General features: G+C 72.7%; 13 protein-coding genes. 6 read left to right on the top strand and 7 right to left on the bottom strand.

Features of this window, described 5'->3' with window-relative positions; translation table 11 throughout:
* Complete coding sequence (locus tag O7606_RS02365; RefSeq protein ID WP_281597325.1) at positions 1 to 1008, bottom strand: sugar ABC transporter permease; 1008 nt, start codon at positions 1006 to 1008, stop codon at positions 1 to 3.
* 55 nt (positions 1009 to 1063) lie between these two features.
* Entirely contained in the window at positions 1064 to 2353 is a 1290-nt protein-coding gene (locus O7606_RS02360) for an ABC transporter substrate-binding protein (protein ID WP_281597324.1), read from the bottom strand.
* Between the two features lie 242 nt (positions 2354 to 2595).
* Between O7606_RS02360 and O7606_RS02355 the strand changes: the two genes are divergently transcribed.
* The 4 genes from O7606_RS02355 to O7606_RS02340 all read left to right on the top strand — a co-directional run bounded on the left by O7606_RS02355 (position 2596) and on the right by O7606_RS02340 (position 4924).
* Positions 2596 to 3174, top strand: a complete 579-nt coding sequence (locus tag O7606_RS02355; protein ID WP_281597323.1) for a DsbA family protein — start codon at positions 2596 to 2598, stop codon at positions 3172 to 3174.
* A gap of 57 nt (positions 3175 to 3231) precedes the next feature.
* On the top strand, positions 3232 to 3930 hold the full coding sequence (locus tag O7606_RS02350; RefSeq protein ID WP_281597322.1) for a VOC family protein: 699 nt from the start codon (positions 3232 to 3234) through the stop codon (positions 3928 to 3930).
* 240 nt (positions 3931 to 4170) lie between these two features.
* Positions 4171 to 4602, top strand: a complete 432-nt coding sequence (locus O7606_RS02345; RefSeq protein ID WP_281597321.1) for a hypothetical protein — start codon at positions 4171 to 4173, stop codon at positions 4600 to 4602.
* A 46-nt stretch (positions 4603 to 4648) separates the two neighbouring features.
* Complete coding sequence (locus O7606_RS02340; protein ID WP_281597320.1) at positions 4649 to 4924, top strand: hypothetical protein; 276 nt, start codon at positions 4649 to 4651, stop codon at positions 4922 to 4924.
* Positions 4925 to 5324: 400 nt separating this feature from the next.
* Here O7606_RS02340 and O7606_RS02335 read toward each other — a convergent pair whose 3' ends face one another.
* Both O7606_RS02335 and O7606_RS02330 read right to left on the bottom strand, forming a co-directional pair.
* The gene (locus tag O7606_RS02335; RefSeq protein WP_281597319.1) at positions 5325 to 6026 is read right to left on the bottom strand and encodes an HAD family hydrolase; all 702 of its coding nucleotides are present in this window, start codon (positions 6024 to 6026) and stop codon (positions 5325 to 5327) included.
* A gap of 84 nt (positions 6027 to 6110) precedes the next feature.
* A complete protein-coding gene (locus O7606_RS02330) occupies positions 6111 to 8831 on the bottom strand; it encodes a glucosidase (RefSeq protein WP_281597318.1) in 2721 nt (906 codons plus the stop codon).
* Between the two features lie 84 nt (positions 8832 to 8915).
* Here O7606_RS02330 and O7606_RS02325 point away from each other — a divergent pair, with 84 nt between their 5' ends.
* Both O7606_RS02325 and O7606_RS02320 read left to right on the top strand, forming a co-directional pair.
* Positions 8916 to 10856, top strand: a complete 1941-nt coding sequence (locus O7606_RS02325) for an amylo-alpha-1,6-glucosidase (RefSeq protein WP_281597316.1) — start codon at positions 8916 to 8918, stop codon at positions 10854 to 10856.
* 183 nt (positions 10857 to 11039) lie between these two features.
* Positions 11040 to 12356 carry a glycosyltransferase family 4 protein gene (locus O7606_RS02320; RefSeq protein WP_281597315.1) on the top strand — a complete coding sequence of 439 codons (1317 nt, stop codon included), beginning with the start codon at positions 11040 to 11042 and terminating at the stop codon, positions 12354 to 12356.
* A 40-nt stretch (positions 12357 to 12396) separates the two neighbouring features.
* Here the strand turns inward: O7606_RS02320 and O7606_RS02315 are convergent, their stop codons facing one another.
* The 3 genes from O7606_RS02315 to O7606_RS02305 are packed head-to-tail and all read right to left on the bottom strand — an operon-like array spanning position 12397 to position 15136.
* Positions 12397 to 13182: a hypothetical protein gene (locus O7606_RS02315; RefSeq protein ID WP_281597314.1), complete on the bottom strand. Its 786-nt coding sequence runs from the start codon at positions 13180 to 13182 to the stop codon at positions 12397 to 12399.
* Positions 13179 to 14414, bottom strand: coding sequence for an MFS transporter (locus O7606_RS02310; RefSeq protein ID WP_281597313.1), 1236 nt, complete (start codon positions 14412 to 14414; stop codon positions 13179 to 13181). Before O7606_RS02310 ends, O7606_RS02315 begins: the two co-directional genes overlap by 4 nt.
* The gene (locus tag O7606_RS02305) at positions 14411 to 15136 is read right to left on the bottom strand and encodes a hypothetical protein (protein WP_281597312.1); all 726 of its coding nucleotides are present in this window, start codon (positions 15134 to 15136) and stop codon (positions 14411 to 14413) included. Before O7606_RS02305 ends, O7606_RS02310 begins: the two co-directional genes overlap by 4 nt.
* Positions 15137 to 15159: the final 23 nt, after the last annotated feature.

Here is a 15159-nt window from a genome sequence, read left to right as displayed (position 1 = left end):
TCAGCGCCTCTCCCCGTCGTCGCTGCCCGGGGCAGCGGTACCGAACAGCTTCACGAAGACGAACGCGATGACCGCCACGGTGAGGAAGATCAGCACGGACATCGTCGACCCGATGCCGAGGTTCAGCCCCCGGATCAGGTTGTTGTAGGCGAGCATCGACACCGACGAGGTCTCGTTGCCGCCCGCGGTCAACACGTAGATGTTGTCGAAGACGCGGAACGCGTCGAGGGTGCGGAACAACAGCGCCACCAGGATCGCCGGCTTCATCACCGGCAACATCACCTTGGTGAACCGCTGCCAGGCCGTCGCCCCGTCGGTGGAGGCCGCCTTGAGCAGGTCCTCCGGCACCAGGGCCAGACCCGCCATCAGCAGCAGCGCCATGAACGGGGTGGTCTTCCAGATCTCGGCGAGCATGATGATCGCCAGCGAGCTGGCCCGCTCGGTCAGCGGCGCGCCGTCACCGAACAGGTTCGCCAGGTAGCCGGTGCCCGGCGTCCACGCGTACCGCCAGGAGAACGCCGCGACCACCGTGACGATGCCGTACGGGATCAACGCCGACGTCCGGACGATGCCCCGGCCGACGAGCGTCCGGTGCATGATGATCGCCAGCCCCATGCCCAGCACCAGCTCGACGGCGACGGTGACCACCGTGATCAGCATGGTCACGCCGAACGCCGTCCACCAGAACTCGTTGGTCAGCACGGTGACGTAGTTCTCCAGCCCGACGAACTCCCGCTCGTCGGGGAACCGCAGGTCGAAGCGCTGCAACGACAGCCAGACCGAGTAGAGGATCGGGTACGCGGTCACCGCCAGCATGACCAGCGCGGCCGGCGCGCACAGCAGCCAGCCCAGTTTCCGTTCGGCCTTCTTGTTCTCGCTCAGCGGGGACTTCTTCCCGGTACGGCCGGAGCCGGAGCGCTGGGTCGGGACGGCGGCGTGCCTGCCGTCCGGCTTGTCGGCGCTCTCCGCGGCCACCTCGGCGCCCGCGGGCGTGGCGGGAACGCTCACAGCGCCACCTTCTTTCGCGATTGCGGGGCTCGCAGAACCGGCTCGCTCCTCACGCTCATGGGAGCACCCCCTTCGACTCCAGGGCGTCGGCGATCGACGACCGCAGCTCGTCGCCGGTGCGTTCCGGGTCGATCTGCGACGGCGGCGACAGGATCGCGGACATCAGCGTCGAGATGCTCTGGTACGCCGGGGTGAGCGGCCGGACCGCCGGGTCCTTCAGCTCCTCCAGGATGGTCTCCTTCATCGGGTACGCCTCGTCCATCTCCGGGTCGTCGTAGACCGCCTCGATGGTCGGCGGCACCCCACCCTTGATCGCGGACTCCTTCTGGTTCTCGGCGTTACGCATGCAGCGGGCCGCCTCGAAGGCCTCCTCCGGGTGCTCCGAGTACCTGCTGACCGCGAGGTTGAACCCGCCGATGGTCACCTTGCTCGGGGTCTGCGCGTCCACGCCGGGGTAGCGGGCCCACTTGACCTGCCTGGCCAGCTCCGGATCGGCCTCCTGCAGGGCCGGGTAGATGAACGGCCAGTTGATCTGGAAAGCCCCGTTGCCGGACTGGAAGTCCAACCGGACCTGGTCCTCGGTCGAGTTGCTGAACGACGAGGAGACCACGCCCGAGGTGGCCAACCGCTTGAGCTGGTCGAGCGCCCGGACCGCGTCGTCGTCGACCACCGACTTGTCACCGTCGGCGTTGACGATCTCACCGCCGGCGCTGGCGACCATGGTGTTGTAGAGGACGACGAGGCCCTCGTACTGCGCGCCCATGGTCAACACCTGGTGCGGCTGGCCCTGCTCCTTCAGCGCGCGGGCCTGCTCGATCATCTCGTCCCAGGTGCGCGGCGGCTCCGGCACCAGGTCCCCGCGGTACCAGAGGAGCTGGACGTTGGTGTTCTTCGGCGCCGCGAAGAGCTTCCCCTCGTACCGGGCCGTCTCCAGCGGGCCCTCCAGGGTGCCCTGCTCGACGTCGGCGGCGTGCTCGCCGGTCCACTCCCGGATCCAGTCGGCGCTGGCGAACTCCTGCGTCCAGGTCACGTCCAGGCCGAGCACGTCCATGCCGGTGTCCTGGGCGGCCAGCCGCCGGACCATCTGCACCCGCTGCTCGTCGGCCTCCCGGGGCAGCACCCGGAACGCGATGCGGTAGCGGCCCTGCGCCTGCTCGTTGCAGTTCGCGACCACCTGTTCCATGTTCGTTTCCAACGGGTAGTACAGGTTGATCGTCGGAGGACCCTCGTCCCCGCCCGAACCGCACGCGGCGGCGGTCGGCGCCAGCAGCGTCAACGCGGCGGCCACCGCCACCGCCCGGGCCCGTGGTCGGCGCCGGACGCCGGCGCCGTCAGGTTCGCTCATCGCCCCTCCCCTCTCCTACGGCGACCTGCCGGGGGAAGGGACCGCGCCCCGGCGCGCGGCGAGAACAAGCGGGACAGGCGTCTGGTCGCGGATCCGACGTCATCCCGGGCGTTTCGTGGCCCCTCACTGCCCGTAACGTCGAACGGCGAAACCTGGCGACTGAGCAGCGGCTCGACAACCGGATATACCGGCGGTAACCGCCGTCCACTGCGATTGGATCTCCGGGCGACTACGCTCGGTCGATGGACGTCACCTTCTTCTTCGACCCGGCCTGCCCCCACACCTGGCGCACCTCACGGTGGCTGGTGACGGTGGGACAGGCGAGGGCGCTGCGCATCCAGTGGCGGGCGTTCAGCCTGGCCATCCTCAACGACGGCGCGACCCCGCCGGAGTTCGCCGAGATGATGACCGCCAGCTCCCGGGCGCTGCGGCTGGTCGAGGCGCTGCGCGCCGCCGGCCGCCACGACGACGTCGCCCGGTTCTACGCCGAGCTCGGCGCCCGCAGCCACGACGTCGGCGACCCGCTCGCCGACAAGGCGGTCACCGCCGCCGTCGAGGCGGCCGGCCTCGGGGACGCCGCGCCGGCCCTCGACGACGAAAGCTGGGACGAGGCGGTACGCGAGTCGCACGCGCAGGCGTACGCCTCGGCGGGCCCGGACATCGGCTCCCCGGTGCTGATGGTGCCGGACGCCGAGCGGGGTGTGCACGGCCCGATCGTCACCGAGGCGCCCGACCGCGACGACGCCCTGCTGCTCTGGGACTCGCTGCTCCCCCTGGTCCGGATGCCGGCCTTCCACGAGATCAAACGCGGCCGTCGCTGACGTGCGGCCAAGGAGGGGCGCCCTGCGGCGCCGGTCGGCAGGCGGCATGATGGGCCGGTGATCGCCCGGTTCAAGGATCTCTGCCTGGATGCCCTCGACCCGCCCGCCCTCGGCGCCTTCTGGGCCCGGACGCTCGGCGGCGACGTGGTCGATCTGGGCGACGGGGACGTCCGGGTCGACGGTCGGCCCGGACGTCCCGGCCCGGAGTCGATCTGGGTCAACCGGGTCGCCGAGCCGCGCGCCGCCAAGACCCGCGTACACCTGGACCTGCGGTTGGACCGGCCGGACCCGGCCGCCCTGGTGGCCGCCGGCGCCCGGTTGGTCCGCGAGCCCGACGACGAGGCCCCCTGGTGGGTGCTCGCCGACCCGGAGGGCAACGAGTTCTGCGCGTTCGCCTCCCGGCCGGGCCGCGCCGCCGGCCCGTTCGAGCTGGTCGTCGACGCCCGGGACGCCGTCGCGCAGGCCACCTGGTGGGCGGAGGTGGTCGGCGGCCGGGTCGACCACGGCCACGGCGGCGTCACCTCCGTCGTCGGCGGGGCCGGCTTCCCCTGGGACCACTGGGTCTTCGCGCCGGTGCCCGAGCCGAGGACGGTCAAGAACCGGATGCACTGGGACGTCGACCTGACCGGCCCCGACTGCGCGGCGCTGGTGGCCGCCGGCGCGTCCCTGCTGCGCGAGCCGGACGACGACATCGGCTGGTGGATCCTGGCGGACCCGGAGGGCAACGAGTTCTGCGCTTTCGCGCCCGGTCACTGAGCGGGCCCGGCGCCGCGCTCCGCGCAACGGCGCCGCTTTCCGCCCGGTCGGTGACCGTGGCGACTACCGAGAGCAGGTGGTCGTGCACTAGCGTGTTCTGTCACCGCGGCCGGGGGCGTCGCCGTCGTCGTCGATCCACCCTCGGCCGGCTCCCGTCCGGCCCGATCGGGGGGTTGTCGTGGGAACGCCTCACTCCCACGGGTCCGCTCGGGCAGGATCGTCCCACGAGGAGGTGCCGTCGTGCAGGACACCCGCGCTCTCGCCCTGACGTTCGAGGTGAGCGGCCTGCCACCGGTCAAGACCGAAGCCCTGTCGATCTTCGCCGCCGGTCATCGGCAGGCCACCCGGGTCCGCGCTCTCCTGGAGGCGGCGTTGACCGCCGCCCAGCGCACCGGCTGGACCCCGCTGACCGGGCCGGTCGAGATCGACCTGACCCTGCGCTGCCCGCCCGGGCACCGCACCTCCGACGCCAGCACCCTGCTCGGCGGGATCTGCGCCGTCCTGGCGGACAAGAAGCGGATCGCCACCATCGGCCTCGCCCACCTCGGCGTGCTGGTGGACGTGGCCCTCTACACCGACGACCGGCAGATCCGCCGCCTGTCGTACGTGGAGGAGCCGGCCGAGGAGTTCTCCTACCAGGTACGGGTGGCGGAGGCGTCGCCCGTGGTTTGACCGCCGTCCGCGGCGGGGTACGCGGACGCCGACGAAGGGAGCGCCGATGTCGGAGCCACATGTCACCCTCGACCCGAGGGGGCTGGACCCGGTACAGCAGAAACTGCGCGGGCCGTTGGAGGCCCAGCTCACCTCGGCGCTGCGGGCCGCCACCGACCGGGTCCGGGCCGACTACGCCGGTGAGCCGGTGGAGCAGGTGTGTCAGCGGCTGCTGGACGAGACCCGCTCCGGGCTGCATCCCGACATCGCCGCGGGGTTCTCTCCCGACATGGACGAGTTCTGCCGGGTGGCCGTGGCGATCGTCCGCGGCGACGCCGACTGAGCGCGTCCGGGGGCACTGGGCGCCCCGGGGGCACCGAGCGCGTCCGGGGCGTCCGCCGTACGGAGGAGTCGGTCAGGACCGGGTCCGCAACTCCCCGGTCCTGACCACCGGGCGTCCGGTCCGGCGGCGGTTTCCGCCACCCGGTCCCCCGCGACCTGACACGTCCCTCGACAGCAGGCTGCGGGGCACGGAGCGGCCCGCGCGCACTCAGCTCCACGGTGCGCCGTACCGGGCTCCGGTCGTGTCGCCGGCCCGCCCCGACGGACCGTCGACACGGGAGAAGGTTAGGCGCGCGACGATCGTCCGGACAAGGCGTGCCGACCGGGCGCAATGGTGATCAATCTCAATGCCGTCCGCCGGCAGGTCGGTGTGACGCCGCGACGGTCGCCGACGCTGTCATTCAGAAGTGTCGCAGCAGCTCGGGGAAGGTGGCGAGGCGCAACACGCGGGGGTCGCCCGGATCCAGCTCGTCGTGCTCCAGCGCCCAGGTGTTCTCGTTCGGGATGAACACCGCGTTCATCCCGGCGGCCCGGGCCGGCAGGATGTCCGACTTCGGGGAGTTGCCGATCATCCAGGCCACCGCCGGATCGAAGCCGTGCTCGCGGATCAGCCAGCGGTACGTGTCGACGCCTTTCTCCGCCACCACGTGCGCGGCCCGGAAGTGCGGCAGCAGTCCGCAGGCGTCCAGCTTGCGCTGCTGCTCCTCCCGGTCGCCCTTGGTGAGCAGCAGCTCGTGCCGGGCGGCCAGCGCGTCCAACGTCTCAGCCACCCCCGGCATCAGCTCCACCTGGTGCGTGACCAGGGCCGTCACCAGCTCGTCGAGTCGCCCGCGCTCCTCGACGGTGGCCGGGCGCCGCCGCAGCCGTTCCAGGCACTCGCCGAGACTGCGCAGGAAGACCCGACTGCCGTACCCGTGCGCGACGGTGTTGGCGCGTTCGATGTCGTCCAGGATGGCCCGGATCTCGACCCGGTCCAGGGTGGGATGGTCCAGCCAGGTCAGGAAGTCGTCGATGACCCGCTCGAAGAGGACGTTGTTCTCCCAGAGCGTGTCGTCGGCGTCGAAGACGAGCACCCTGCCGTTCTCCTGTCGCGTCTGCGTCATCCCCCGCTCCTCCCGTCGACCGGACCGGGCACACCGTACTGGGCGCGGGGGCCGGCGCTCATCCCGGTTTCCGCCCCCGGCCGGTCAGCGGCGCAGGGTGAGGATCAGGTCGGCGACCAGCGCCGTCCAGCCGGTCTGGTGCCACGCGCCGAGGCCGGCCCCGTTGTCGCCGTGGAAGTACTCCGGGAACGCCACCAGGTCCCGCCAGTCCGGGTGGGTCTGGAAGATCCGACACGCCCCGTAGATCGCCCGCCGGCCCCAGTCGTCCCGGGTGAACAGGGCGATCAGCCGGGCGGACAGGTCGTCGGCGATCTCGTCGAGGGTGTGCTTGCGGCCGGACCGGGTCGGGTACTCCACCTGGAGGTCGTCGCCGTAGAACGCCGCGTAGTCCCGCAGCGCGCTGATCAGCAGGAAGTTCGTCGGCATCCAGATCGGGCCGCGCCAGTTGGAGTTGCCGCCGAACAGGCCGCTGGTCGACTCGGCCGGCTCGTACCCGACGCTGAACTCCTGCCCGCCCAGGGTCACCGAGAACGGCCGATCCAGGTGCGCCCGGGACAGCGTGCGCAGCCCGTACTCGGAGAGGAACTCGTCGGTGTCGAGCATCCGGGCCAGCAGCCGGACCACCTGCTCCGGGCCGACCATGGACAGCAGTCGCTGGTTGCGGCCGTCCGGGCCGAGCCGGCGGGCGCCGAGCACGTCGGCGTACTCGGGGCGGTTGGTGAGGAACCAGCGCAGCCGCGCGCCCAGCTCGGGCATCCGGTCCATGGTGCCCGCGGTGAGCCGGGTGGTCGCGGCCAGCGGCAGCAGCCCGACCACCGAGCGGACCTTCAGCGGCACCTTCGTCCCGTCGGCCAGCCGCAGCACGTCGTAGAAGAACGCGTCCTCGGCGTCCCACAACCCCTGGTCGTACGCGGCGGCGGCGATGTAGGCGAAGTGCTCGAAGAACTTCGTCGCCACGTCGACGTACGCCCGGTCGTGCTCGGCCAGGATGATCGCCATGTCGAGCAGGTTCAGCGCGTACATGGCCATCCAGCCGGTGCCGTCGGACTGCTCCAGCACCCCGGCCACCGGCAGCGCCGCCGACCTGTCGAACGGGCCGACGTTGTCCAGCCCGAGGAAACCGCCCTCGAAGACGTTGTTGCCGCCGGTGTCCTTGCGGTTGACCCACCAGGTGAAGTTGAGCAGCAGCTTGTGCAGCACCCGGGCGAGGAACTCGTGGTCCCGGCCGCCGTCGATCTCGAAGACCTTCAGCGCCGCCCAGGCGTGCACCGGCGGGTTCACGTCCCCGAACGCCCACTCGTACGCCGGGATCTGCCCGTTGGGGTGCAGGTACCACTCGCGGAGCAGGAGCAGCAGTTGCGACTTGGCGAAGGCCGGGTCGACGCGGGCGATGCTGACACAGTGGAAGGCCAGGTCCCAGGCGGCGTACCAGGGGTACTCCCACGGGTCCGGCATGGAGATCACGTCGAAGCTGGTCATGTGCCACCAGGCGCTGTTGCGCCCGTGTCGGCGGCCCGGCGGCGGGGACGAGCCGGGGTCGCCGTCCAGCCACCGTTTGACGTCGAAGTGGTAGAACTGCTTTCCCCACATCAGCCCGGCGATCGCCTGCCGGGCGACGAGCGTCTCGTCCTCGGTCGCGGCGGCCGGGACGACGCCGGCGAAGAACCGGTCCGCCTCGTACCGCCGGGCCCGTACCACCGCCTCCCAGTCGGCCCCCAGGTCGAGCGGCGGCGGCGGGGTGTCGGCGGGCGGCGGCGCGGTGCGGGTGAGCCGCAGCCGGATCTCCTGCTGGCCGCCGGCCGGCACGTGCAGGACGTAGTGCAGCGCGCCCTTGGTGCCGACGCGTTCCGGGTTGACCGTGTCGGCCCCGGACACCACGTGGTCGTTGATGCCGTCCTTCGGGTACGGCGACCGGCCGGGCAGCCCCCAGAGCCGTTCGGCGTTGCTCTCGTTGTCGCACAGCAGCGGGGTCGGCGTGCCGTCCCCGGCGAGCACGAGCTGCCCGAGCACCCGGTGCTCACCGACCAGCCGCGCGGACTCGGCGGGCCGGGCGTCGGAGCGGGTCGTCCGGGTCCGCCGGCCGGGCGGGCGGGCCTCGGCGCCGACCAGGCGGGGCTGCCGGTCGCTGCCGGGCAGCCCCCACGACCAGGTGTTGCGGAACCACAGGGTGGGCAGCACGTGCAGGGTGGCCGCCCGGTCGCCCCGGTTGGCGACGGTGATCCGTACGCACAGGTCGGTCGGGGACGCCTTGGCGTAGTCGACGGTCACCGCCCAGTACCGGTCGTCGTCGAAGACGCCGGTGTCGACCAGCTCGTACTCGGTGTCGTCCCGGCCGCGCAGCGCGTTCACCGCGACCAGCTCGTCGTACGGGAAGGCGGCCTGCGGGTAGTGGTAGCGCCAGGTCATCCACGAGTGGGTGGGCGTGGAGTCGAGGTACCACCAGTAGTCCTTGGCGTCCTCGCCGTGGTTGCCGCCGTCGCCGCCGAGCCCGAACATCCGTTCCTTGAGGATCGGGTCGCGGCCGTTCCACAGGGCCAGCGCGAAGCAGAACGTCTGCCGGTCGTCGCACACGCCCGCCATGCCGTCCTCGCTCCACCGGTAGGCTCGGGACCGCGCATGGTCGTGGGGGAAGTAGTCCCACGCCGTGCCGTGTTCGCTGTAGTCCTCCCGTACCGTCCCCCAGGCCCGTTCGGACAGATAGGGACCCCATGCGCGCCAGTCCTGCTCCCCCGAGTCGGCCTGGGCGAGACGGACCCGCTCGGCGTCGGGAGCCGGCGCGACGGGAGGCGACACGTCAGTGATCACCCGCACATCTTTCACGCCGCGCGGTCACTTGACCACCGCGGGGACCGTCGTCGTGGCGTGTTGCACGTCGCTGCTGGAGGAAAGTTGATCGACATCGGTTTCGGTCCGCAGGTCTGTGGCGACCTCGGCGGCGGGGCGACCCGCGAGTGGCTGGTCCCCGACGGCGTCGGGGGTTACGCCATGGGCACGGTCAGCGGGTTGCGCACCCGCCGTTACCACGGCCTGCTGGTGGTGGCCGGCCAGACCCCGGCCAGCCGGCGGGTGGGGCTGGCCAGTCTGGACGCGGCGGTGCTGCTGCCCTCCGGCGGGCAGGCGCGGCTCGGCGCGCACGAGTGGTCCTCCGGGGAGGTCGACCCACGCGGGCACGAGCTGCTGGAGCGGTTCGCCCTGGTCGACGGCCTGCCGCGCTGGCGGTGGCGGATCGGCGACGTGGTGGTCGAGCGGGAGCTGGCGATGCTGCCCGGCCGGTCCTGCGTGGCGGTGACGCACCGGCTGGTCTCCGGCGGGCCGGTGCGGCTGGAGCTGGCGGCGGTGTGCACCTGGCGGGACGCGCACGGCGAGCGCCGCGCCGACGGGCCGGCGCCCCGGATGGAGCCGGTCGACGGCGGGGTGGTGGTGGAGGGCGCGTTCCGGCTGGCCGGGCCGGACTGGACGCCCGAGGGGCAGTGGTGGCTGGGCGTACGCCACCGGGAGGAGATCGCGCGCGGCCTGACCGGCGAGGAGGATCTCTGGTACGCGGGCCGGTTCGCCGGCCTGCTGGAGCGCCCCGGGGACACGGTCTCCGTGCTGGCCTGGGCCGACCGGCTCGACGAGACGCCGCCACCGGCGACCGAGGTGGTGGCCACGGCCCGGCGCCGTAACCGCGCGGTGGTGGCGGCGGCCAAGCCGGCCGACGCGGTCGAGGCGACCCTGGCCCTGGCCGCCGACGCGTTCGTGGTGCGCACCCCGGCCGGGCCGGACGTGGTGGCCGGCTACCCGTGGTTCGGCGCGTGGTCGCGGGACACGATGATCTCGTACGAGGGGTTGTTCCTCTGCACCGGCCGGGCGGCCGAGGGGCGGGAGCTGCTGCGGTCGTACGCGGCGACGCTGTCGGAGGGGATGCTGGCGAACACCGCCGACACCGGTCGGGTGGAGTACAACACGGTCGACGCGACGCTGTGGTTCCTGCACGCGGTCAGTCGGCACGTGACCGTCACCGGCGACACCGACCTCGGTGACGAGCTGCTGCCGGCGCTGCGCGGGGTGGTGGACGCGCACGTCGCCGGCACCCGGTACGGCATCGGCGTCGATCCGGCCGACGGGCTGCTCGCCCAGGGCGGCACCCCCGGGGCCGCCCTGACCTGGATGGACGCCCGGGTGTACGGGGTGCCGGTGACCCCGCGCACCGGCAAGCCGGTGGAGATCAACGCGTTGTGGGTCAACGGGTTGGCCGGGCTCGCCGAGCTGACCGAGCTGGCCGGTGGGGACGCCGACGGGTTGTGGCGGCTGCACGGTCGGGCGGTCACGTCGTTCCGGGAGCGGTTCCCGTCCCCGACCGGTTGGCTGCACGACGTGCTGGACGGGCCGGCGCCGGCGTACCCGCTGGGCGGCGCCCCGCACCACGACGACGACCTGCTGCGCCCCAACCAGCTCCTGGCCTGGTCGCTGCCGTACGCGCCGCTGGAGCCGGACGAGGCGACGCTGCGTCGGGTGGCGGCCGGGCTGCTCACCCCGCTGGGCCCGCGCAGTCTCTCCCCCGACTCCCCCGGTTTCCTCGGCCGGCACCGGGGCGGGCCGGCCGAGCGGGACACCGCCTACCACCAGGGCACGGTGTGGCCGTGGCTGCTCGGCCCGTACGCCGACGCCTGCCGGCGGGGCAAGATTTCAGTTGACGAGTTGTTCACGGGCGTTGATGCCCATTTGACCGAGTATGGCCTAGGGTCGATCAGCGAGACGGCCGACGGGACGCCCCCGCACGGGGCCACCGGCTGCCCGTTTCAGGCGTGGTCCGTCGCCGAGGTGCTGCGCGCACGCCGGATCCGATAGACCCGGCATCCGTAAAGGCTCAGTATCCGATAGGCCCGCTTTACACACCCGCAACGGCGATGTCTCCGCCGGTTAGCTCGGCGACGGCAGGATAGGGCCGGACCGGGGCGCGGCGGCGGCAGCCGGGGCAACGACTGCCGCCCGCCACACGCAGGGGGACGACAACTCAAAGGGGGCCGCCGCATGTCACCGAACGCGGACGTGATCGACATCCACCCCGCCCGCCGCCAGCGGGTGCTGATGCTCTCGTGGGAGTACCCGCCGGTGCTCGTGGGTGGACTCGGTCGGCACGTGCACGCGCTCTCGGTGGCCCTCGCCGCCGCCGGCCACGAGGTCACCGTGGTCACCCGGCACGCCGAGGGCGCGCCCCTGGAGGAGTACACCGACGGCGTCCGGATCCTGCGCGCCCCCGAGGACCCGGTGGCCTTCCCCCTGGCCACCCCGGCCCTGCTCGCCTGGACGATGGCGTTCAACCACACCCTGACCCGCACCGCGCTGCGCGCCGCCGACACCGGCGGGTACGACGTGGTGCACGCCCACGACTGGCTGGTCGCGCACACCGCCGTCACCATCAGCGAGCACCTCGACCTGCCCCTGGTCACCACGATCCACGCCACCGAGGCCGGCCGGCACCAGGGCTGGCTGCCGGAGGAGCAGAACCGCACCATCCACGGCGTCGAGCACTGGCTGAGCACCTCGTCGACCCGGGTCATCGCCTGCTCCGGGTACATGCGCGACCAGGTCGCCACCCTCTTCGACGTGCCGGCCGGGCGGGTCGACGTGGTGCCCAACGGCGTGGACGGTCGGGCCTGGCACGCCCGCCCCCGGGCGGTCGCCGCCGCCCGGGCCCGCTTCGCCGCCGACGGTCCGCTGATCGGCTTCGCCGGCCGGCTGGTCTACGAGAAGGGCGTGCAGCACCTGGTCGACGCGGTGCCCCGGCTGCGCCGCCGGCACCCCGGCCTGCGCGTGGTGATCGCCGGCGACGGCCCGTACCGCGACGAGCTGCGGGAGCGCATCGGTCACCTCGGGCTGGCCGACACCGTACGCTTCACCGGTTTCCTCACCGAGGGCCAGCTCCCCGCGCTGCTCGGCGCCACCGACGCGACAGTGGTGCCCAGCCTCTACGAGCCGTTCGGCATGGTCGCCCTGGAGGCCGCCGCGGCCGGCGCGCCGCTCGCCGTCGCCGCCACCGGCGGCCTCGCCGAGATCGTCGAGCCCGGCGTGACCGGCGTGACCTTCCCGCACAGCGACCCGGACGCCCTGGCCGGCGCGGTCGACCAGCTCGTCGGCGACGAGGTCTTCGCCCGCCGGGTGGCCCGCCGGGCCCGCACCATGGTCGGCGAACGCTACGCCTGGGCGACCATCGCCGCGTCCACCGCCGCCAGCTACGCCGCCGCCCGCCGCGAGCACCAACCCCAGCGGGTACGCCACACCGCCGCCCCGGCCGCCGTCGTCCGCCAGAAGATCGCCATTCCCGAGGGCCGCCTGCTCGCCGTGTGACGCGTCGACGGCCGCCCGCCCGCCGGGTGACGCGTCGACGTCACGGGGCTGTGCCGGGGGGCGGGAAGCCCTGCCCCTCGGCCACCCTCATCATCACGTCGTACCGTTCGGACCACTGGTCCGCGGGGCCGATGAACCGCATCGCGTCGTGCCTGCTGCGCACCGCGGCGGACCCCATCATCGCGGTCAGGAAGCCGACCCGCGCCAGGTCGTGGGCGCCCGCCGTGTCCATGAACGTGCCGTTGTCCAGGTCGTAGATGTGGCTGAACCGGCGCAGCGAGGGTCCCCGGACGAAGAGGGTGAACGCGGCCTGGTCCGGCGAGACGTTGCGGACCTGGTGGGCGGTCCGCCAGCCCTTGACGTCGACCTGGCCGCCGGCGAGCACCCGCTCCTCGTCGAGGGTGAGATCGGCCGTCCGGCGGGCGTCGTCGCGGGCCACCTCGGTGTAGACCCGCTCCTGGTACGCGCCGCGCAGCAGGACGGTCACCCCCGGGTACCGGTGGTTGTGGATCGGCCCGTACTCCGTGTCGGTGCTGCCGCAGGGGTGGAAGCGGTGCAGCCGGACCACGAACCGTTCCCCCGGGTCGCGGAACAGCACGAACTTGTCGCGCCGCCGGTGCGGGAACTCCGAGTGCGGCACCAGCTCGTCCATCAGCGACCGGGACCGGCTGATCTCCGCCATCCGCTCCTGGACCAGGGACGGGTTGCGGCGCACCAACGACGACGCGAAGTCACCCACCCGCCACATCGTGTCGTCGTCCTCGGAGTCGTCCCAGTCGACGTCGGTGGAGAGGAAGTCGGACAGGCGCGCGAAGGACGTGGTCACGTCGAGGCTCCTTCCCGGACGGCAGGGCGCTCGGCCCCCTGTCGCCGCACGTGGACGAGGTAGCTGAGGCCGGCGACGACGCAGAGCCCGCCCGGCGCCATCAGGGTGGCCTGATCCCCGTACCTGGCCAGCCAGCCCACCAGGAGGGTCCCGGCCGGCACCAGACCGATGGTCGCCACGCCGAACCAGCCCATGATCCCGGGTTGGTCGGCCGGGTCGGCCTGCTTCTTGATCGTCGTCACCGACAGGACCATGAAGGACGAGAGCGCCAGACCCGCGCCGAAGGCGAGGAGGCAGTAGCTGACGATCGGGCCGAAGAAGCCCATCGCGATCTCGAACACCCCGAACGTCACCGCCACCAGCGCGGTCGCCTCGGCCGCGAACCGCTCCGCCCGCTGGGCGATCAGGGGACCCGCCACCATGCCGACCGCGAGGGCGGCCGAGACGACGCCGAAGGCGACGCTGCCGTCGTGGGAGAGATGGTCGAGCGCCAGGATGTTGGTGACCGGGAACTGGTTGCCGATCGCCGCGAGCGCGAAAGCCAGCAGGAGCAGCGGCCGCCAGGCCCTGATCGACGCCCGGGGGCCCGGCTGCCGGCTGCCGTCCGGGCGCGGGGCGGTGGCCGGGGCGACGTTGCGCAGCACGACCAGCAGGATCGCCGCGAAGCTCACCCCGTTGACGACGAAGACCACGCCGACGTCGACGTTGGCGAGCAGGAGACCGGCCAGCAGCGGGGCGAGCGCCGACAGGGCCCGGCTGGTCGAGGTGAACAGCGCGTACCCCCGGGCGAACGCGTCCTGAAGGAAACTCATCAGCATCGACTGCCGGCTCGGCACCTCCAGGGCCTGCATGGTGCCGAGCGCGACGGCGTACACGACGAAGACCCCGAACGCGGGATCCGCCCCGGCCAGCAGGCTGACCCCCAGGACGGTGGTCAGGGTCGCCTCGCCCGCCAGACACCAACGCCACAGCCGGATCGGCGGGATCCGCCGGGCGATCCGGCCGTACAGCGGCCCCAGCAGCACCACCGGCAGGAAGTGACCGGCCACGATCAGGGCGAACGAGAACGGCGTCAGGTGGAGCTGATCCGCGCTGAGCACCAGCCAGCTCAGCGTGAACATCTCCATCACCGAGCAGGCGTTGGACGCCGACTGGGCGACGATGAAGGAGACCGCCCCCCGGGGAAGGGGCGTCCTCCCCGGGGGCGCGCCCGCCTCGACGGCGGAACTCACCGGACCGCGCCGGGGTGGGAGAGCAGACAGACCGCGTCACCCCGCATGCCGTACCGACGGACCAGATGGTCCCGGGTCAGCAGCTCGGCCGACGCCCGCGGTTGGAAATGGCCGGAGGCGCGGGTCACGATCACTCCCGGCGCACCGGCCGGGGAGACGGCCACGTGGATCTCGCCCGCGCACACCACCGCCACCCCCTCCTCCGGGAGCATCGTGTGCTTGACGGTGAATTCCCCGGCGACCGCCCCCGTCATCATGTCGCCGTACGACAGCGGCACGGCGTAGAGCACGAGCTCGTCCTGCTCGGTGAGGCAGAAGAGGTAGGTGCCGGGCGACGTCCCGCTGCGGAGCACGTCGTCCAGTCCGACGACGCGGCCCCGCAACGCCTCCCGGCCCGCCCGGGCCTCGGCCCGCTCCCCGTCGAAGGTGAGCAGGTCGCAGGCGATGCCCGCGAACCGGCCCGGCGTCCGGCGGACCTCCGCCCGGGGCGGCTGGGTCATCCGGCGGAACATCGCGTACAGCTCCTCGCGTACGTCGTCCAGCCGCCCGGCGACCCACCCCCGCTCCGCGCTGTCCAGGCACTCCAGGTGGACGTGGAACAGTGCCGTCAGGGTGGCGAAGGTGACCAGGTACGACGCCTTGGAGAGCGGGCCGAACCGTTCCGCCGCCACCGCCCGGGAGGACCGGAAGGTCCCCAGGATCGCGTCCACCCGGGCGGTCACGCCCGCGTTCGTCGCCGTGGGGG

The sequence above is a fragment of the Micromonospora sp. WMMD882 genome, assembly GCF_027497255.1.
Taxonomy (GTDB): Bacteria; Actinomycetota; Actinomycetes; order Mycobacteriales; family Micromonosporaceae; genus Micromonospora.
Note: the sequence above shows the minus strand (reverse complement) of the source record. Positions and strands in the feature narration are given on the sequence as shown.